Origin of the sequence: Pseudomonas sp. WS 5071 (assembly GCF_012985765.1) — a bacterium.
GTDB classification, from domain to species: Bacteria; Pseudomonadota; Gammaproteobacteria; order Pseudomonadales; family Pseudomonadaceae; genus Aquipseudomonas; species Aquipseudomonas lundensis_A.
Genome location: NZ_JAAQWY010000019.1, coordinates 1 through 17996 on the forward strand (window position 1 = coordinate 1; position 17996 = coordinate 17996).

20 protein-coding genes are annotated in these 17996 nt (G+C 59.0%); 11 read left to right on the top strand and 9 right to left on the bottom strand.

Annotated elements, in window-relative coordinates:
* The 4 genes from HBN61_RS13035 to HBN61_RS13050 all read right to left on the bottom strand — a co-directional run.
* On the bottom strand, positions 1–164 hold a 164-nt coding region (locus tag HBN61_RS13035; RefSeq protein WP_170046922.1), incomplete at its 3' end, for a transposase.
* Between the two features lie 46 nt (positions 165–210).
* Positions 211–705, bottom strand: a complete 495-nt coding sequence (locus tag HBN61_RS13040) for a response regulator (protein WP_170046923.1) — start codon at positions 703–705, stop codon at positions 211–213.
* Between the two features lie 28 nt (positions 706–733).
* Positions 734–1015 (bottom strand): helix-turn-helix transcriptional regulator, encoded by a 282-nt coding sequence (locus HBN61_RS13045; protein WP_094994476.1) that lies wholly within the window; start codon positions 1013–1015, stop codon positions 734–736.
* Positions 1016–1636: 621 nt separating this feature from the next.
* Positions 1637–2128, bottom strand: a complete 492-nt coding sequence (locus HBN61_RS13050) for a hypothetical protein (RefSeq protein ID WP_094994475.1) — start codon at positions 2126–2128, stop codon at positions 1637–1639.
* 238 nt (positions 2129–2366) lie between these two features.
* Between HBN61_RS13050 and HBN61_RS13055 the strand changes: the two genes are divergently transcribed.
* The 5 genes from HBN61_RS13055 to HBN61_RS13075 are packed head-to-tail and all read left to right on the top strand — an operon-like array spanning position 2367 to position 7155.
* On the top strand, positions 2367–3947 hold the full coding sequence (locus HBN61_RS13055) for an ABC transporter substrate-binding protein (protein ID WP_170046924.1): 1581 nt from the start codon (positions 2367–2369) through the stop codon (positions 3945–3947).
* Positions 3932–4915: an ABC transporter permease gene (locus HBN61_RS13060; RefSeq protein ID WP_186347882.1), complete on the top strand. Its 984-nt coding sequence runs from the start codon at positions 3932–3934 to the stop codon at positions 4913–4915. The genes HBN61_RS13055 and HBN61_RS13060 overlap by 16 nt, the downstream gene beginning before the upstream one ends.
* Positions 4912–5718: an ABC transporter permease gene (locus tag HBN61_RS13065; RefSeq protein WP_170046925.1), complete on the top strand. Its 807-nt coding sequence runs from the start codon at positions 4912–4914 to the stop codon at positions 5716–5718. Before HBN61_RS13060 ends, HBN61_RS13065 begins: the two co-directional genes overlap by 4 nt.
* Positions 5718–6524 carry an ATP-binding cassette domain-containing protein gene (locus HBN61_RS13070; RefSeq protein ID WP_169963440.1) on the top strand — a complete coding sequence of 269 codons (807 nt, stop codon included), beginning with the start codon at positions 5718–5720 and terminating at the stop codon, positions 6522–6524. Before HBN61_RS13065 ends, HBN61_RS13070 begins: the two co-directional genes overlap by 1 nt.
* Entirely contained in the window at positions 6517–7155 is a 639-nt protein-coding gene (locus HBN61_RS13075) for an ATP-binding cassette domain-containing protein (RefSeq protein ID WP_169963438.1), read from the top strand. Before HBN61_RS13070 ends, HBN61_RS13075 begins: the two co-directional genes overlap by 8 nt.
* Here HBN61_RS13075 and HBN61_RS13080 read toward each other — a convergent pair.
* Entirely contained in the window at positions 7116–7454 is a 339-nt protein-coding gene (locus tag HBN61_RS13080; protein WP_094994469.1) for a DUF6388 family protein, read from the bottom strand. The genes HBN61_RS13075 and HBN61_RS13080 overlap by 40 nt on opposite strands.
* A 30-nt stretch (positions 7455–7484) precedes the next feature.
* Positions 7485–8396, bottom strand: a complete 912-nt coding sequence (locus HBN61_RS13085) for an AraC family transcriptional regulator (RefSeq protein WP_170046926.1) — start codon at positions 8394–8396, stop codon at positions 7485–7487.
* Between the two features lie 101 nt (positions 8397–8497).
* On the opposite strand from HBN61_RS13085, the gene HBN61_RS13090 reads away from it, so the two are divergent.
* From HBN61_RS13090 to HBN61_RS13110, 5 genes are read left to right on the top strand one after another with little or no spacing between them, the layout of a single operon-like run.
* A complete protein-coding gene (locus tag HBN61_RS13090; RefSeq protein WP_094994467.1) occupies positions 8498–9055 on the top strand; it encodes a carboxymuconolactone decarboxylase family protein in 558 nt (185 codons plus the stop codon).
* 32 nt (positions 9056–9087) lie between these two features.
* Positions 9088–10155: an acyl-CoA dehydrogenase family protein gene (locus tag HBN61_RS13095; protein WP_169963436.1), complete on the top strand. Its 1068-nt coding sequence runs from the start codon at positions 9088–9090 to the stop codon at positions 10153–10155.
* A complete protein-coding gene (locus HBN61_RS13100; RefSeq protein ID WP_170046927.1) occupies positions 10155–10997 on the top strand; it encodes an ABC transporter ATP-binding protein in 843 nt (280 codons plus the stop codon). The genes HBN61_RS13095 and HBN61_RS13100 overlap by 1 nt, the downstream gene beginning before the upstream one ends.
* Positions 10963–12162 (top strand): ABC transporter substrate-binding protein, encoded by a 1200-nt coding sequence (locus HBN61_RS13105; protein WP_170046928.1) that lies wholly within the window; start codon positions 10963–10965, stop codon positions 12160–12162. The genes HBN61_RS13100 and HBN61_RS13105 overlap by 35 nt, the downstream gene beginning before the upstream one ends.
* Entirely contained in the window at positions 12159–12929 is a 771-nt protein-coding gene (locus tag HBN61_RS13110; RefSeq protein WP_094994463.1) for an ABC transporter permease, read from the top strand. Before HBN61_RS13105 ends, HBN61_RS13110 begins: the two co-directional genes overlap by 4 nt.
* A gap of 6 nt (positions 12930–12935) precedes the next feature.
* On the opposite strand, the gene HBN61_RS13115 is transcribed toward HBN61_RS13110, so the two are convergent.
* Positions 12936–13184: a helix-turn-helix domain-containing protein gene (locus HBN61_RS13115; protein WP_170046929.1), complete on the bottom strand. Its 249-nt coding sequence runs from the start codon at positions 13182–13184 to the stop codon at positions 12936–12938.
* 153 nt (positions 13185–13337) lie between these two features.
* Positions 13338–14723, bottom strand: coding sequence for a nucleobase:cation symporter-2 family protein (locus HBN61_RS13120; protein ID WP_170046930.1), 1386 nt, complete (start codon positions 14721–14723; stop codon positions 13338–13340).
* 185 nt (positions 14724–14908) lie between these two features.
* Here HBN61_RS13120 and HBN61_RS13125 point away from each other — a divergent pair, with 185 nt between their 5' ends.
* Complete coding sequence (locus HBN61_RS13125; RefSeq protein ID WP_170046931.1) at positions 14909–16552, top strand: ABC1 kinase family protein; 1644 nt, start codon at positions 14909–14911, stop codon at positions 16550–16552.
* A 54-nt stretch (positions 16553–16606) separates the two neighbouring features.
* On the opposite strand, the gene lpdA is transcribed toward HBN61_RS13125, so the two are convergent.
* The gene (gene lpdA / locus HBN61_RS13130; RefSeq protein ID WP_169963425.1) at positions 16607–17995 is read right to left on the bottom strand and encodes a dihydrolipoyl dehydrogenase; all 1389 of its coding nucleotides are present in this window, start codon (positions 17993–17995) and stop codon (positions 16607–16609) included.
* Between the last annotated feature and the right edge of the window lies 1 nt (position 17996).

The following is a 17996-nucleotide window of genomic DNA, read 5'->3' on the forward strand; positions in this document are numbered from 1 at the left end:
TCTCCAGGCACTACCGCGCCTCCTGCTTTGAGCTTGGTGCGCCAAGCATACAGCGTCGCTTCGGGGACACCTTCTTGGCGAGCGAGCTCAGCTACGGAGTGGTTGAGTGGCGGGAGTAACTTGTTCAGCAGGGCAGCTTTACGCTCAGGTGAATAGCTCGACATTACAGCTCTCTTTGACGCCCCCGATCTATCGTTTTGATAAATCAGCTCAGGCGACAACTAGCCTGACACCGGGGGGTGCCAACAAAGAGCCGTTTGGCAGGTTTTTAAAAACCTTGGATTGCTCATCGAGTGCTTTTGCAAAGGAAGGGCTGATGTAGTGTTTGCCTTTGCTTACGACGCGCACGGCCTGTACTAACTCGGACAAATCATTGTGTTTGTCAAAAAGGCCTGCGACGCCCAGCTTCGACAGCGCTTTCAAAGCAGAGGGATTATTGAGCATGGTCATAACGATAATCTTCACCGATTCGAAATGCCGACGGATGTAGCTGATGAGTGCCAGCCCGTCCGGTTGGTCTCCACGGGGCATAGAGTAATCGGTGATGAGAAGTTGACATGAATGCTGCCCAAGCTTCTCGATCAGCTCATCTGTGCCGAACGCATAGCCTGTGATGGTGTAGGTGGAGTCTAGGTGTTCGGATAACGTCATCATTGCCCCTCGCACAACCACTGGGTGGTCATCCGCCACAATGATGCTCAACATTGCCGGGCTCCAGAATGGCTCAACGTCATTAAAAAAAACTGACCAGCCCCAGTTGCACAGCCTTGAGAGCTGCACTGTGACGCGACGATACCCCGAATTTTTTTCGCAGGTTGGAAAAGTGAAAATTCACACCCGCCTCTGTGCAGCCTACGATGCGGGATATATCCCATGAAGATTTTCCAAGCAAACACCACAGTAAAACCTCCTTTTCCCTTGGGGTTAATCTGACATCCTCCGCAGCCTTTTTATTGTCGTAAGAATGAACAGGCAGAATGCGTTGCTCTGAATCGAGCGGACGTTGACGGATCATGTGGTTCTCTCCCTCGTACCTGGATGCGGAATCGTCATCCCCGCGCTGCCGGGCTGTATTTGGCAGGAGTGGAGAGTGTCGATGTGAGGGATTTATAACGCGCTCATTTGAACCTTGTAACCTGTCAGAAATTACAGTTCGCCAAGGTTACTCGGCTTTGCGGGACGTTTCCTTCTGACTTCTGGATAGATGTTGTAGGAGATATCAATAAGATAGAAGGGAATTTAAAAGTGTTACTGAGGTAATGTTTTTTGAAGCTTCGTAAGCTGCTTCAGCGAATAGTCATTGAGTCTCAAAATCCGCATGCAAAAGTCCCGTCTTAATCCAATTCGTAGCGGATAAGACATACCGAAATGCAACAGCGGTCGGGTGCCGCATCAGGCTGATCCATAGGGCTATAGCCGGACTGAACAGCCTGCACCACACGGTGGCGCAGGCCTGACTCACCGATACCTGAGGGCTTACGGCTGTGAGGGAAGGTGCCGCCTAAAAACCACTCAGCACGGCCATCATTGCAGGAAGTCACGTGTTCAGGGCATATGTTTCACTGAAGAGCGCATGCCACACCCGGCCATGCTCCCCTGTTGCCACATCAGTCACAGGCCGTTCACTGAACGTGGTTCAAATCCCTGAGCGCGTCATAGGACTGATCAAGCGGCTGCCCAGGCTCAATGCCTCTGTCACCAGGCCGCGCAGGCGTTCGGTATTTTCTTCTTTGATGCTCTGCATCATCTTCTCGCCCAGGGTGCAGCTTTCATCGGCCGACAGCGGCGCTGCTCGCAAGATCAGTAAGCCGTGGTTGGTCAGGATGACTTCGAAAAATGACACCCCGGTCATACCGTCGAAGTGGATGTAACCGACGTCGGCCAACCACTTGATGGTGGCAAGGAAAAGGCTTTCTTCCTTCTCAAGTGCCTCACGGGTGCCGGCGCGCAACGTTGTGTAGTCGATGAAGTCTTCTGCGCTGATACTCACGGGCAAAGGAAAGCTGCGGTACAACTTGCCAAGAACCATTCCGGTGTACCAATCGAACAGTTCAATGTTGTTTGATGGCAGGGCATTGAATGAATGGACGTTTTTATCTTTCAAGTGACTGGCGAGTACGTTGAACATGCGAACCTCTGTCAGTGAAGTCGTTGACTGCTGCAAATGCGTACTCATGGGTATAGCACAGGGTTGCGTACGGCGTTTTTTAACGTTGAATCAGGGGCGGGTTCTGTTCTTTGCGTGGCATGAATGGATGACTGGATGTTTAAAAATACCCACACAATCAGGCGCCTGGCTGGCTATTTAAAGCAGTGCTGCTTAACTAGTCGCGTTAGCCCCGCGGCCACTTATTTTTGGAGGACGAATGTCCAAACCTGCATGGATGCGCGCAACATGGATCACCGTTGCCATGCTGGGTGTACTGGCTACGCCTGTGTACTCAGCGACTGAACGGACGTTGAAACTGGCCATCGGTGATGAGCCCACTGAAGGGTTTGATCCCATGCTGGGGTGGAGTCATGGCAGTTATTTGCTATTGCATAGCCCCTTGCTGAAACAGAATGAAGACCTGTCCTGGAGCAGCTTCCTGCTCAGCGGTTATCAAACTGACGAGGACGGTAAAACCTGGACCCTGACGCTCAAACCGGGATTGAATTTTTCCGACGGCTCAGCGCTGGAGGCCAAAGACGTTGCCTACACGTACAACAATGCGGCTGCCAGCGGCGGCAAAGTCGATATGGGCAACTTTCTGAAGGCAGAAGCGGTTGATCCATTGACGGTGCGGATGACTCTCAAGGCCCCGCAAAGCACCTTCATCAATGTGCTGGGTTCCTTGGGCATCGTGTCTGCAGACCAGTACGACGCTAAAACCTATGCACAAAAACCGATTGGTGCCGGGCCTTATCGTTTGGTCAGCTATCAACCGGGTCAGCAACTGATTGTTGAAGCTAACCCTTATTACGCTGGGCACAAGAATGATTTCGCAAGGCTGGTGTTTGTGTTTCTCGATGAAGACAGCGCCTTTGCAGCAGCACAAAGCAAACAACTGGGCATTGTGCGGATTGCCCCCGCACTGGCGGTCACACCTGCACAAGGCATGAAGCTCTGGATACGCCCCAGTGTCGAAAACCGCGGCATTGTTTTGCCAACGGTGCCTTCTGGTAAAAAAGACGCGCAAGGCTACCCCATCGGCAACGATGTAACTGCCGATGTGGCCATTCGTAAAGCGATCAACTACGCGATCAACCGCCAGTTGCTGGCCGATCAGGTGCTGGAGGGGCATGCGACCCCGGCCTTTACAGGGGTTGAAGGGCTGCCATGGAATCACCCGGAGGCTGCCTTCAAAGATGGCGACAGCGCCAAAGCCCGGCAGATCCTCGAAGACGCCGGGTGGGTAGAAACCCCCAGTGGTGTGCGCGAAAAAAACGGTCTGCCCGCCAAAGTGACCCTCTGGTACGCCAGCGGTGATGCCACGCGGCGTGACCTGGCTCAGGCCGTACGCGCCATGCTCAAGCCGGTCGGCATTGATGTGGACTTGCAGTCCGGCAGTTGGGAAACCGTCGAACGCAATATGCACGCCAATCCGACACTCTTCGGCTGGGGCAGCCTTGACCCGATGGAGCTTTACCACCACTACAGCAGCAAGGCGGCGGGCGTGGAGTATTACAATCCCGGCTATTACCGCAATCCGGTGGTGGATCAACACTTGCAGCAAGCTTTGGATGCGCCGAACTGGCAACAGGCTGTACCGTTCTGGCAGCAGGTGGAGTGGGACGGCAAGACCGGCGTCGGGGTCAAAGGGGATGCCGCGTGGGCGTGGTTGCTTAACGTGCAACATACGTACCTGACCGATGAATGCATCGACTTGGGTAAGGGCGCGCCCGAAATTCACGGTTCATGGTCATTGCTCAATAGCCTTGATGGCTGGAAATGGACTTGCCAGTGATCCGGGAGGTCGTGTTTTTCGTGGTGCGCTTACTGGGGGTGTTGCTGGTGACGGCCGCAGGCACGTTCACATTGCTCAGCTTTTCTCCGGTTGACCCCATACGCGCTTATATCGGTAACGATTTGTTGCATGTCCCGCCCGAACAATACCCGTTGATTGCAGCGAGATGGGGCTTGGACCTGCCGTTGTGGGAGCGTTTCTGGCATTGGTTCACGCAAATGCTGCACGGCGATTTCGGCTATTCCATGCTGTACAACGCTCCGGTCTCACAGGTGATTGGCGAACGCTTTTCGACCTCGTTCGCGCTGCTGTTTTCGGCGTGGCTGTTCTCGGGAATCGTCGGGTTGGCGATGGGCCTCACGGCTGGCCGTTATTTGAATCGCTGGCCAGATCGGCTGCTCTCGACCGTGTCCTACGTCTTGTCATCTTTGCCGACGTTTTGGATCGGTTTGTTACTGCTGTCGCTGTTTGCCGTGACCCTCAACTGGGCGCCGATTTGTTGTGCATGGACGCCCGGCAGCGACGCCGAAACTGCGACCTGGCGCGACAAGCTGCATCACCTGATCCTGCCCATGCTGGCGCTGGGATTATTGGGGGTTGGCAACATTGCGCTGCACACTCGCTCGCGAGTGGCTGAAGTCATGGGCAGTGAGTTCATTCGTTATGCCCATGCTCAAGGGGACAAAGGTTGGCCTCTGGTCACGTTCCATGTGCTGCGTCACGCGTTGACGCCTGCCGTGTGCCTGCAATTTGCGTCGGTGGGCGAATTGATTGGCGGATCGTTGCTGGCCGAAAAAGTCTTTGCGTATCCGGGCTTGGGTCAGGCCACGATTGATGCGGGTTTGCGCGGTGATATCCCGCTGCTGATGGGCATCGTGATGTTTTGCGCGGTGCTGGTCTTTACCGGCAACAGCATTGCCAACGCGCTATTGCTGCGCCTCAATCGCGGGGCGGCGCGCCAGTCATGACTTTTAACCCTCAACGCGCCCTGTTACGCCTCAGTGCCTCGCTGTTACTGCTGATCCTGCTGATTGCCTACGGTATTTCGGTGTCGGGCGAGGATGTCTCCATGGACTTGCTGGCGCGACGCCAAGCGCCCTCGATGCAGTTCTGGTTCGGGACCGACAGGCTTGGCCGTGATCTGTGGTTGCGTTGCTTTCAGGGCATGACCACCAGCCTGCACATCGGCCTCATTGCTGCGTTCAGCAGCGGCTTGCTGGCCATGCTTGCCGCGAGCCTGTGTGCAGTGAATAAAACCCTGGATTTCCTGATTCGTGGGCTGATCGACAGCGTCCTGTCCTTGCCTCATTTGTTGTTGCTGGTATTGATCTGCTTCACGCTCGGTGGCGGCAAACAAGGCGTGATCCTGGCAGTGGCACTTACCCACTGGCCACGTCTGGCGCTCATTCTGCGCGGGGAGCTGTTGCGAATCCGCGAGAGTGACTTCGTCATGTTGTCGCACAGGCTGGGCAACAGCAGTTTTTATCGCTGGCGCCACCATTTGCTACCGTTATTGCTGCCGCAATGGATCGTAGGCACCTTGCTGATGTTTCCCCATGCGGTTTTGCACTCGGCGGCCCTGAGTTTTCTGGGTTTTGGGCTGGCGCCCCATGACCCGTCGTTGGGTTTATTACTGGCCGACGCCCTGCGTTACCTGAGCAGTGGCGCGTGGTGGTTGGCGTTTTTTCCGGGTTTGATTCTGGTGAGTCTGGTGCTGGTGTTCGACCAGTTTGCGCGGGCTTTGCAGCAGTTATGGATAAGGGTCACCTGATGCTGACATTCAACCGGTTCGCCATCGATATTGCCCACTACCATTGGTTTGGCCGTCCATCCTGGCATCCGCTGCTTAACAATATTTCCCTTGAGGTTCACCCCGGTGAATTGGTGGCGCTGGTGGGTTCAAGTGGTGAAGGCAAAAGCCTGCTGCTGCAAAGCACACTGGGCTTGCTGCCCGACAACATGCGTTGCAGGGGTGAGATCTGGCTGGACGGGCAATGCCTGAGTGACGCAGACAAAATCGATCAGCGGGGCAAAGACCTGTGCTATGTCCCTCAAGGCGTAAGTGCCCTCAATCCCTTGATCAAAGTAGGGCCGCAGTTACAAAGGGCTGGGCAATTAAGTGGCAGCGCCCTGGGCCTTGAGGATGTCGCCCGACAGCTGCAGCATTACAACTTGCAACCTGAACTGGTGGACGCGTATCCGCGCAGGTTGTCCGGCGGAATGGCCAAGCGGGTGCTGGCCAGTGGTGCTGCGTTGTCCCATGCCCGTTACATTCTTGCCGATGAAATCACCTCGTGGCTTGATGATGAACACGCCTGCCAACTGTTGGATCACTTTAAAAGCCTTTGCCTGCAAGGACGTGGAGTTTTATGGGTGACCCATGATCTGGCGCTGGCCGCACGGTTTGCCGACACCATTGCGGTGTTGCACCACGGTGAGCTGCACGAAACCGTGAGTGCGCAGGCGCTGCGCGACAACCGTGGCAGCCCCTGGTTGCAGTCGCTGTGGGCGGCACTGCCCGAGCAGCAATTCATTCACCGGCAAGTGCCGCAGCCGGAGTGCTCGCCCCATGCTTGATGTTCAGCAACTGACCATCGTGCAAAACGGCCAGCGGTTGTGGGACTCGGTATCGTTTCAAGTCAGCGCCGGGCAACGCCAAGGTATTTCGGCCCCCAGCGGCTATGGCAAAACCACCTTGGGCCGGGTGCTGGCGCAATGGCAAGGCGCGACGTCGGGGCGCATTACCGTGGACGCGAAACCGCTGGCGAAAAAGGGTTATTGCCCGATCCAGTTGGTGCCCCAACACCCCGAGCTGACCTTCAATCCGTATCGCAGCACGGGCGATAGCGTACGCGATGCGTGGTCTCCAACGGCCGCATGGCTAGAGAAGCTGGCGATCAGTCCGGCCTGGCTGAGTCGACGTCCTGACGAATTATCCGGTGGCGAACTGGCGCGTATTGCGTTGCTCAGGGCGCTGGACCCGCGCACGCGTTTTCTCATCGCCGATGAAGTGACCGCTCAGTTGGATGCGCATGTTCAGGCGCAGGTGTGGCAGGTGTTGCTTGAAGAAGTCGAGCGCCGTGAATTGGGGTTGATTGTGTTTAGCCACAACCAGGCGCTGCTGGACAAAGTCTGTTCAAACATCTGGTACCCGCAGGCTGAGGCCAATCAGTCCGGGTTGGCAACGATGCCATACAGCTCACAATAATCGGCCCACGCCATGCCTGCCATCTGCGCCACTTCACGGTGCACTTCCAGCCGTTGAGCGTCGAAGGCCTGATCGCTGTCAGAGGTCAGCTTCAGGGTCAATTCCCAGGCAAAAAATCCCAGCCGCTCAGCCTCGGCTTCAAACGCTTCGTTCAGGCGCTCCTGACGGTATTCTTGCTGCGACTGCCCAATGGCGCGGGCCTCAAGCGGGTTGAGCCGATCGAGTTGCTCCTTAAGCTCGGGGTGTGCTGCAAGAAAACGATCCAGGGCTTGTTGATGGATAGGGCCGGGTTCGGTCACGGGTGTCTCCTGGGGGTAAACGAATAGGGATTAACGGCGTTCATGTTGTTTGCGATAGGCGCCCGGTTGCACGCCAATGGCCTTGGTGAACGCACGGGTGAACGCTGCAATGGATTGATAACCAACTGCCGCGCAGGCTTGTTCGACGGTATTGTCCTTCTGCAGCAACTGGCAAGCATGGCGCATGCGCAAGGCCAGCAACACGTGCCCGGGCGATTGCCCGGCATGTTCGCTGAAGCGCTTGAAAAATGCCGAACGCGACAGACCCGTACAAGCGGCCATGCTTTCAAGGGTCCACGGCTGCTCCGGGTGTTCGATCAATTGTTGCAACAGGTTGGAGAATGCCGGTTGGCGCGCCAGTGCCACCAGCCCCCCGAGGTCGGGGTTGTGGTTGACTTGCTGACGCAGCACGTACAGAAACAACAAATGACTCAAGCGCTCCAGCAAGGTGGCAGAAGGGGCCGGAACACGCTCGCACTCGTCCAGGATCAACTGGAACACGCTGCGCGCGGCGCTGGAGGACGGGTCGTTGGCACGCAGGATCAGCCAGGCGGGCAGGGCTTCGAGGATCAGGTCAGAAAGGCCCGGCTGAAAGTGAAAAAATCCACACACCAAGCCGACGCCTTCTTCTGCGCGTGGATCGAGTGTTTGCATGGTCTGACGCGGCAACTGTGCGGCCACCTCAGCGTCACTCGCGCTGGAAAGCCGGTAGTTGACGTCTTGCAGCAAAAACAGCGCGTCCCCGGCATCCAGTTGCACACCGTGAGCCTGCCCCTCCACGTGTAGCCAGCAATGCCCTTGCACGACCACGTGAAAACTGGCGCGGGCCAGTCCTTGGGTGCTGCTGTGCCAGCCACCGCAATAGCGCCCGACATGGAACAGGCTGGCGTCTAGCTCAAGGCTTTCTAATAACCAATCGATCAGTGGACTGGACGAATTCATCTAATGGAAACACTCAGAAGCAAGTAATCGCTACTTTAGAATATGGAATCAAATTTTTATAACCAACAGACTGTTCAGACACCTTTTGCAGGAGTCACTTCATGTCTCGCGTCACGCTTCATACCCTCGATTCTGCCCCCGAAGCGGCTAAGCCCTTTCTAGACGCCGCGCAGAAAAATGCCGGGTTCATTCCAAACCTGTTGGGGATTCTAGCCAATGCGCCGGCTGCGCTGGAGACTTATGTCACGGTTTCGGGCATCAATGGCAAGGCCGAGCTCACCCTGCCAGAAAGGGAAGTGGTGCAATTGATCGCGGCAACGCGCCATGGTTGCGACTTCTGTGTCGCAGGTCATACCGCCGTAGCGCAGAACAAGGCCAAACTGCCCGACGACGTCGTCAGTGCACTGCGTGGGCAAACCGAACTGCCTGTAGAACGCCTCGAAGCATTGGCCGCTTTCACCCGCGAAGTAATTGCCAAACGCGGGGACGTCAGCGACGCCACTTACAACGAATTCAAGGCCGCCGGTTTTACTGAAGGCCAGGCGCTGGAAGTCATTCTCGGCGTAAGTTTGGCGACCCTGTGCAATTTTGCCAACGTGTTCGCCCGCACCCCGTTGAACCCTGAACTGGCGCGCTATAGCTGGACACGTCCCGAGTAATCCGGCGGTCCCGATTTAAAGGAGAAATCGACATGCTAGACCCTGTACTGAGTCATTGGCTGGATGCCGAAGCCGAGGCGCTTGATCTCGGCCACAGTGACCCGCAACACGTCCTGTCGCAACTGGCATCGGCCAATGTGCTACGGGTCGGCATCAGCCCGCAGCTGGGTGGCACCGGCGGCAATCTGGCGGACGCACTGGAAGTGATGGCCAGTGTTGCCAGCCATTCGTTGGCCTCGGCGTTTGTGTTTTGGGGCCAGCGCGCATTTATCGAATACCTGTTGCACAGCCCGAACACCGGGCTGCGCGACCGGTTGCTGCCTGATTTGCTGAGTGGCCAATTGGCGGGCGCAACCGGGCTGTCCAACGCGATGAAATTTTTGTCCGGGATCGAATCCCTCCAAGTGCGCGCCCGTGCCGAGACCAACGGCTGGGCGCTGGACGGTCGCTTGCACTGGGTCACCAATTTGCGCAAAAGCGGGTTTGTGGTCGCTGCGGCCGTTGAGCGTGAAGAGGGCGGCGCGCCTTTTGTGCTGGCAATCCCGGATGGTCTGCCGGGCGTGAAGCGTTCCGATGACCTTGAGCTGATGGGGTTGCAGTCAAGTAACACGGCCGCGCTGGATTTCCAGGCGGTGCAGGTCGCACAAGAGTGGCTGTTGCACGACAACGCCAGCGTCTTTCTGCCTGCCGTGCGCCCGGCGTTTTTAGGCCTGCAATGCGGGCTGTCGATCGGCTTGGCACGGCGCTCGTTGCAGGAGGCCGAAGCACACTTGCAAGGCCCGCGCTCCGGGTTGCTTGAGCTGTTGAATGAACAAAAAACGCACTTGGAAGCGCAGGTGGATGCCTTGAAAAGCGGCCTGCTGGAAGGTCGCTTCCTGGCAAACCCTGCAGCATTGTTCAACATCCGCATTGCCTTGGCCCACGCCACGGCCAGCGCGGTCCAGTTCGAGCTGCAAGCCAGTGGCGGCAAAGCGTACCTCTGCGCCCATGGCAGCGCGTTTGCCCGACGCTGGCGCGAGTCGGCGTTTGTGCCGATCGTCACCCCGAGTCTGGTGCAACTGCGGGCCGAGTTGCTGCGTCAGGCCAAGGTCAGCGCGTGATGAACCCGGTCGTGCTGGAGGCGCGTGATATCACCCTCGGGTATGCCCTGGGGCAGGGGTGGCAATCGGTATTGGAGGGTTTCGACCTGCAACTGGCGCCGGGGGAGATTGTGTCGGTGCTGGGGCCCAGCGGGGTGGGGAAATCCAGCCTGTTGCGGGTGTTGGCGGGGTTGCAATCCCCGTATTCAGGCACGGTCAAGCTGCTGGGCGAGGCGGTCACTGCGCCCCACCCTCGAGTTGCGGTGGCATTTCAGGACCCAAGCCTGTTGCCCTGGCTGAACCTTGAAAGCAACGTCGCTTTTGGTCTGGATTTCGAGCGCCAGCCTAACGTGCCCGCCGCGACGCGCAAGGCGCGGGTCGAGCAGGCCATTGCTGAGGTGGGCTTGCAGCACGCGTTGGGCCAGTACCCGGCCCAGTTGTCGGGCGGTATGGCGCAGCGTGTGGCGCTGGCCCGTTGCCTGGCGCGTCAGCCTCAAGTGTTGCTGCTCGACGAGCCGTTTGGCGCGCTGGATGAAGTCACCCGCGCCGACATGCAGCAGTTGTTGCTCCGTGTGATTGCGCGGCATAACACGGCGGCGCTGTTGATTACTCACGATATTGACGAAGCCCTGCTGCTCAGCGACCGGATTCTGCTACTGGGCCACAGCCCGGCGCGGACCGTCGGCGAGTGGCGCATCGACCTCGCGCAGCCGCGTGAAGACCGCATCGATGAGCTGGGTGCATTGCGTATCGATATTCTCAAAACCCTTCGGCGGGCGAGCCGCACCTCTGCCACTGAACCTTTACCCGACTCGCTGGAGCTAGCACATGTGCCTGGACGACTTCACTCACACACGGCGTGACATTTTAAAACTCAGCGCGATGCTTACCGCGGCAGGCGCCTTGCCGATGCTCAGCAGCTTACAGGCGCGTGCGGCGGCTGAACCCGATGCGCCGGTGCGCATCGGTTACCTGCCGATCACCGATGCCACCCCTCTGTTAGTCGCGCACAACAACGGCTTGTTCGAGGCCGAAGGCATCAAGGCCGAGCGTCCGGTGTTGCTGCGCAGTTGGGCGCAGGTGATCGAAGCGTTTATCTCCGGGCAGGTCAATGTGATTCACTTGCTCTCGCCGATGACAGTGTGGGCGCGCTACGGCAGCAAAGTGCCCGCCAAAGTCGTGGCCTGGAACCATGTCGGCGGTTCCGGGCTGACCGTGGCTCCCAACATCACGGCGGTCAGTCAACTGGGCGGGCAATCCATTGCGATTCCGTTCTGGTACTCGATTCACAACGTTGTGGTGCAACAACTGTTTCGCGACAACGGCCTGCAACCTGTGACGCGTCCGGTGGGCAGCGCACTGGCCGCCAATGAAGTGAACCTGGTGGTGATGCCACCTTCCGATATGCCACCCGCCCTGGCCACAAAACGTATTGCCGGTTACATCGTGGCCGAGCCGTTCAACGCATTGGCTGAAGACTTGAACGTCGGCCGCGTGCAGCGCTTTACCGGCGACCTGTGGCGCAATCACGCGTGCTGCGTGGTGTTTATGCATGAGCACGACCTGAACAACCGCCCCGACTGGTCGCAAAAAGTGGTTAACGCCATCGTCAAGGCGCAACTCTGGACCCGCGATAACCGGCAGGCGGCAGCTCAATTGCTGGCCAAGGACGGTGATAACCGCTATACGCCGCACAGCAGCGCTGTGCTGCAAAAAGTACTGGCCCCCGCAGCCAGTGATCGTGCGCGCTATGAGGCCGAGGGTGCGATCCACCACAGCGAGTGGGATGAGCAGCGCATTGATTTCCAGCCTTATCCGTTTGCCAGCTACACCGAAGCGCTGGTCACGCGTCTTAAACACACGCTGATTCAGGGCGACAATCAATTTCTGGCGGGCCTTGACCCCCAGCACGTGGCCACCGATCTGGTAGACGACCGCTTCGTCAAAAACAGCATCGCCGCCGTGGGGGGGCTCAAGGCGTTCGGTTTGCCCGACAGCTTTGAGCGCAGCGAGGAGTTTGGCTTTTGAACAAGACAGCGCCTTCTGCGAAACGCCAGTGGCTCCTGGGTAGCGCAGGACTGTTAAGCCTGTTGCTGGTTTGGTGGCTGGGCATCGAACTGTTGGGCAGCGAGCAAGGCTTGGCCGCCCGGTTTTCGCCGCAGGCAACATGTGCCAGCCTGTATGAGTTACTGGGCAGCGCTCAGCTCTATGAAAACGTTGGCGTGAGCCTCAAGCGTATCGTCGTCAGTCTGGTGATGGCGTTATTGATCGGTGTGCCATTGGGGCTGCTGATTGGCGGTTCGCGCAATCTGGAAGCTGCCACTACGCCAGCTTTTCAGTTCTTGCGCATGATTTCGCCCCTGTCGTGGATGCCGGTGGTGGTGATGCTGATGGGCGTAGGCGATCAGCCCATTTACTTCTTGCTGACCTTTGCAGCGGTATGGCCGATCTTGCTCAACACCATCGCCGGGGTGCGCCAACTGGACCCGCGTTGGCTGCAACTGAGCCGCAGCTTGAGCGCTACACGCCGGGAAACCTTGCGTCGGGTGATCCTGCCCGGCGTAGTGGGGCATGTGCTGACCGGCGTGCGGCTTTCAATCGGCATTTTGTGGATCGTACTGGTGCCCTGCGAAATGCTCGGGGTGAGTGCGGGGTTGGGGTATTTCATCCTCGACACGCGTGATCGGCTGGCCTATTCGGAACTGATGGCCATGGTGTTGCTGATTGGCGTATTGGGGTTTGCGCTCGATGCAATTGCTCGCGGCGTGCATCGACGCTGGGTGCATGCAGCCTGACAACACTCAACGTTCGCTGAGCAGTCTGTTGCCCGGTGGGGGGCTGTGAGGCGCTGCGTGACGGCCAGTCAGGATGTACAACACGTCGACGCCGACCAGGGTGATAGCCGCCAGATAAGGCGCGCGCGGCAGGCTCATGTCGCGTTCATACAGGCTTTGCGCGTGACGACCGACGCCCCCGGCCGCGGCCAATTGCTTTTGCGTGAGGTGAAGGCGCAGGCGCTCCTGTAGCAATCGTTTTCCGTATGTACTCATTTTGTCGCCTGTTCCAGGCACCGGTGGGATGTAAAAAGAGTAATGGAAGTGGGGAAAGAGGAAAAGGGTTGAAACATGGCCTGTAGCCATCGTGCCGAGGGTGTTCCAGGAAGGGGCAGGATCGCGGTGAGCGATCCTGCCCGTCGCCCGTGTTTACACGCGGTGTTTTTTCTCGGCCTCTGGCAGGAACCAGTTGAGCAGCAGGGCGCAAATACCGCCCGTCGCCACACCGGATTCCAGCACGTCGCGCAAGGCGGCTGGCATGTGCGCCAGGAACTCGGGCACTTGCGATACACCCAGGCCCAGCGCCAGCGACACGGAGATGATCAGCAGGGCTCGCCGGTCCAGCGTGGTACTGGCCAAAATATTGATCCCCGACGCGGCCACTGCACCAAACATCACCATGGCGGCACCGCCCAGCACAGGCTCGGGGACTGCTTGAATTGCCCCGGCAACGCTCGGGAACAGGCCGAGCAGAATCAGCATGGCGGCGATCCACACACCGATGTGACGGCTGGCAATGCCGGTCAGCTGAATCACGCCGTTGTTCTGGGCAAAGATCGAGCTGGGGAACGTATTGAAAATACCGGCCAGCAGCGAGTTGGCCCCGTTGACCAGTACGCCGCCCTTGATGCGCTGCATCCACAGCGGGCCTTCAACCGGCTGGCGCGACACTTTGCTGGTGGCCGTCACATCGCCAATCGCTTCCAGCGAGGTGACGAGGTAAATCACCAGCATCGGAATGAACAGCGCCCACGAGAACCCAAGGCCAAAATGCAACGGCACCGGCACTTGAAACAGCTCGGCCTGATGCATGCCGGTAAAGTCCAGACGCCCCAGATAGCCTGCCAGCGCATAGCCCACGGCCAGTGCGATGACAATCGCGCAACTGCGCATCCACACCAGCGGGATGCGGTTGAGGATCACGATGATCGCCAGCACCACGCCCGAGAGCATGAGGTTTTCGCCATTGGCAAAAGTGCCATTGCCCATCGCGGTAAAGCCGCCGCCCATGCTGATCAGGCCGACCTTGATCAACGTCAGGCCGATCATCAGCACCACGATGCCAGTCACCAGCGGGGTGATCATCCGTTTGACGAAGGGCAGGACCCGCGAAATGCCCATTTCAACGAAGGAACCGGCAATCACCACGCCAAAAATTGCAGCCATTACGCTTTCCACGGGCGTGCCTTGTTTGACCATCAACGCGCCGCCCGCAATCAGCGGGCCGACGAAGTTGAAACTGGTGCCTTGCACAATCAGCAAACCGGCGCCGAACGGGCCGAAGCGTTTGCACTGCACAAACGTGGCGATCCCCGAGATCACCAGTGACATGGAGACGATCAAGTTGGTGTCACGGCTGGACACACCCAGTGCCTGACAGATCAGCAGGCCGGGGGTGACGATCGGAACGATGATGGCAAGCAAGTGTTGCAGGGCCGCCAGAAAGCCGATCCACGGCTTGGGGCGGTCCTCAAGGCCAAAGACCAGATCGCTGTTCTGGGACTCGGCTTCAAGCGGCGTTTTGGGAGAGGTCATGGCGAGCGCCCTTGGAAAAAAGAGCGCGATTCTACTGGTCTTGTGCCATCACGCCCAGCGTTTGCGTGCATAAGCGTTGCATTGAATCCGTCGCGGGCTTTAATCAGTCGAATGTTTAGGCCCGCCGACGGTCCGAAAGAATGCCGCCCCGGCTGTCAGTCCCCCTGAAACAAGGACCCGTGCCCATGCTTGAACCCACCTGGACCGCCCTCAAACACCACCGCCGCCTTCATCAGATCATTGCCACGCTGGTGCGTTTTGGCGCGCAGGACGTGGTGGTGCGACTGGGGCTCGGGCGTTTGCTCACCCAGGTCAGCGCAGAACCGGGCGAGTCGCTGCCTGCTAGCACCGCGCAGCGGGTGCGCATGGCGTTGGAGACCTTGGGCCCGACCTTTATCAAGTGCGGGCAGATTCTGGCCAGCCGCAGCGACATCCTGCCCCCGGCGTGGGTTACGGAGCTGCAAGCGCTGCACAGTCAGGTCGCGACCTTGCCATGGGAGGCACTGCAAGCGCAGGTGCTTGAGGATTTGGGCGGCGCGCTGGAGGAGGTGTTTGCGGCGTTCGACACTCATCCGCTGGCGGCGGCCTCAATGGCGCAGGTGTACCGCGCGCGCTTGCACAATGGCGAGGAGGTGGTGGTCAAGGTTCAGCGTCCCGGGTTGAGGTGCAAAATAACGGCGGACCTGCAACTGCTGGAAAGCGTCGCTCAGTTAATTGAACAAAATGAGGCACTGGCGGTGTATCAGCCACGCCAAATGGTGCGCCAACTGGCGCGGGCGATGCTTGAGGAACTCGATTTCACGCAGGAGGGTCAGCATTGCGACAGCGTCGCCCAGCATTTTGAACACGATCCTGCCATCGTGATCCCGCGTATTCATTGGGCCTATAGCAGTCAGCGCCTGCTGGTGCAGGAATTTCTCCCCAGCTTTACGCCGCTGGAGCGCGAGGCGTTGATTGCCCAAGGCCTGGACCCCGGTTTGTTGGCCCAACGCGGGGCCAAAGCGTTCATCAAAATGTTGCTGGAGGATGGTCTGTTCCATGGTGACCCGCACCCCGGCAACCTGCGGGCCATGAGCGACAATCGTGTCGGGTTTATCGACTTCGGCATGGTCGGGCGCCTGGATGAGCGGCGGCGGCTGGAGGTCATGACCTTTATGCGTGCCCTGACCCAGGGCAGCACCGAAACCCTGATCTCGGTCTTGATCGACTGGAATGGCGAGCGGGTGGAGGACGTGACGCTGATCGAACGCGCGGCGCGCCAATACATGGCACGGCACACCCGGCCACCTTTGAAGATGAGCGCGCTGATTACCGATTTTCTGGATGTGATGCGCGAATACCGCTTGCTGTTGCCCCCGGACCTGCTGGTGTTGTTCAAAGCGTTGATCACAGCGGATGGCGTGCTGACCCGGCTGGATCCGGAGCTGGACCTGGTGGCGACGGCCAAGCCTGCGGTGCAGAAGATGCTCCGTGAGCAACTCAGCTGGAAAGTCGCCCGGCGCCTGGGAATAGAAGGGCTGGAGTTAGGGCGGGGGGTGTTGGGTGACTTGCCGCAACTGACTCGCTTGATGGTGCATCGCCTCAAGCACGGGGTGCTGGACTTGAAAGTCGATGTGCCAGGTGTCGAAAAGCTGGAACGGTCGCTGCGCCTGGCTTCGACGCGTTTGTCACTGGCGCTGTTGATCAGTGCGTTGTTGATCGCCTTTGGCCCTCAGATCGCGGCGGCGGGCCCCGTGTGGCAAGGGCTTTCGGCCATTGGCTGGCTGGCGGGGATTGCTACGCTGGGCGGGTTGCTGGCGTTTTTGTGGAGCTTATTCAAAGGCTCTTGACGCCACACGAGGCCGCGCCGTTGACGCCGGACGCAGCCTCGTGCAGCCAAAGTGTTACACGTGCAGCGCATGCCCCAAGGCGCGCAGGGCCGCTTCTTGCACCGCCTCGCCCAAGGTCGGGTGCGCATGAATGGTGCCGGCAATGTCTTCCAGGCACGCGCCCATTTCCAGGGATTGGCCAAAGGCCGTCGACAGCTCCGACACCCCGGCGCCGACGGCCTGCCAGCCGACAATCAAGTGGTTGTCACGCCGTGCCACGACGCGCACGAAACCGGTTTTGGATTCCAGGGTCATGGCCCGTCCATTGGCCGCGAACGGGAAGCTGGCGCTGAGGCAGTCCAGCCCTGCCGCCTCAGCCTCGGCCGGGGTTTTACCGACCACGACGATTTCCGGATCGGTGAAACACACCGCGGCAATCGCCGCTGGGCTGAATTCACGTTGCTTGCCAGCGATGAGCTCGGCCACCATTTCCCCCTGCGCCATGGCGCGGTGGGCCAGCATCGGTTCGCCGGTCAGGTCGCCAATCGCCCACACGTTGCGCATGCTGGTCTGGCAACGGTTGTCGACACGGATCGCCGGGCCGTTCATGGCCAATGCCAGGGTTTCCAGGTTGAAGCCCTGGGTGCGCGGGCGACGCCCAACGGCCACCAGTACCTGATCGGTCTCCAACGTCTGGCTTTCACCCATGCGATTGCGCATGGACAACGTGCGGGTGCTGGCCTGGAAACCTTCCACGCTGTGCTCCAGATACAACGTGATCCCCAATGCTTTGAGGGATTCAGCGACAGGTTGGGTCAGCTCCATGTCATAGGTAGGCAGGATGCGCTCGCGGGCCTCCACCACCGTGACCTCGGCGCCCAGCTTGCGGTAGGCAATCCCCAATTCGAGGCCGATGTAGCCGGCCCCCACGATGGTCAGGCGCTTCGGAATACTGGCCGGGTTCAGGGCCTCGGTGGACGAAATAATGGCACCGCCAATCGGCAGTATCGGCAGATCAACCGTCTGCGACCCGGTGGCCAGCAGCAAGTGTTCGCACTCCAGGCGCTGGCCGTCCACCTCAACGGCCTTGCCATCCAGAATACGCGCCCAGCCGTGGATGACCTTGACGCCATTTTTTTTCAGCAACGCGCCGACGCCTGTGGTCAGGCGATCAACGATGCCGTTCTTCCATTGCACGCTTTGATCGATGTCGAGGGTCGGGGCTGTGGTCTTGATACCCAACGGCGAACTGCCCGTACTGTAGCGTTGCGAGGTATGGAACTGCTCGGCCACGTGAATCAAGGCTTTGGACGGAATGCAGCCGACATTCAGGCACGTTCCGCCCAACGACTGGCCTTCGATAAGGACCGTTGGAATGCCCAGTTGGCCAGCGCGGATGGCAGCGACGTAACCGCCGGGGCCGCCGCCGATAATCAGCAGCGTGGTGTGTTGAGTTGGCTGCATG

Excerpts from the sequence above, each read along its gene's own strand:
- HBN61_RS13075 (WP_169963438.1), top strand. The coding sequence starts at position 6,517 with ATGCTTGATGTTCAGCAACTGACCATCGTGCAAAACGGCCAGCGGTTG.
- HBN61_RS13095 (WP_169963436.1), top strand. The coding sequence starts at position 9,088 with ATGCTAGACCCTGTACTGAGTCATTGGCTGGATGCCGAAGCCGAGGCG.
- HBN61_RS13045 (WP_094994476.1), bottom strand. The coding sequence starts at position 1,015 with ATGATCCGTCAACGTCCGCTCGATTCAGAGCAACGCATTCTGCCTGTT.
- HBN61_RS13050 (WP_094994475.1), bottom strand. The coding sequence starts at position 2,128 with ATGTTCAACGTACTCGCCAGTCACTTGAAAGATAAAAACGTCCATTCA.
- HBN61_RS13125 (WP_170046931.1), top strand. The coding sequence starts at position 14,909 with ATGCTTGAACCCACCTGGACCGCCCTCAAACACCACCGCCGCCTTCAT.
- HBN61_RS13040 (WP_170046923.1), bottom strand. The coding sequence starts at position 705 with ATGTTGAGCATCATTGTGGCGGATGACCACCCAGTGGTTGTGCGAGGG.
- HBN61_RS13060 (WP_186347882.1), top strand. The coding sequence starts at position 3,932 with ATGGACTTGCCAGTGATCCGGGAGGTCGTGTTTTTCGTGGTGCGCTTA.
- HBN61_RS13105 (WP_170046928.1), top strand. The coding sequence starts at position 10,963 with ATGTGCCTGGACGACTTCACTCACACACGGCGTGACATTTTAAAACTC.
- HBN61_RS13070 (WP_169963440.1), top strand. The coding sequence starts at position 5,718 with ATGCTGACATTCAACCGGTTCGCCATCGATATTGCCCACTACCATTGG.
- lpdA (WP_169963425.1), bottom strand. The coding sequence starts at position 17,995 with ATGCAGCCAACTCAACACACCACGCTGCTGATTATCGGCGGCGGCCCC.
- HBN61_RS13120 (WP_170046930.1), bottom strand. The coding sequence starts at position 14,723 with ATGACCTCTCCCAAAACGCCGCTTGAAGCCGAGTCCCAGAACAGCGAT.
- HBN61_RS13090 (WP_094994467.1), top strand. The coding sequence starts at position 8,498 with ATGTCTCGCGTCACGCTTCATACCCTCGATTCTGCCCCCGAAGCGGCT.
- HBN61_RS13115 (WP_170046929.1), bottom strand. The coding sequence starts at position 13,184 with ATGAGTACATACGGAAAACGATTGCTACAGGAGCGCCTGCGCCTTCAC.
- HBN61_RS13065 (WP_170046925.1), top strand. The coding sequence starts at position 4,912 with ATGACTTTTAACCCTCAACGCGCCCTGTTACGCCTCAGTGCCTCGCTG.
- HBN61_RS13055 (WP_170046924.1), top strand. The coding sequence starts at position 2,367 with ATGTCCAAACCTGCATGGATGCGCGCAACATGGATCACCGTTGCCATG.
- HBN61_RS13085 (WP_170046926.1), bottom strand. The coding sequence starts at position 8,396 with ATGAATTCGTCCAGTCCACTGATCGATTGGTTATTAGAAAGCCTTGAG.
- HBN61_RS13100 (WP_170046927.1), top strand. The coding sequence starts at position 10,155 with ATGAACCCGGTCGTGCTGGAGGCGCGTGATATCACCCTCGGGTATGCC.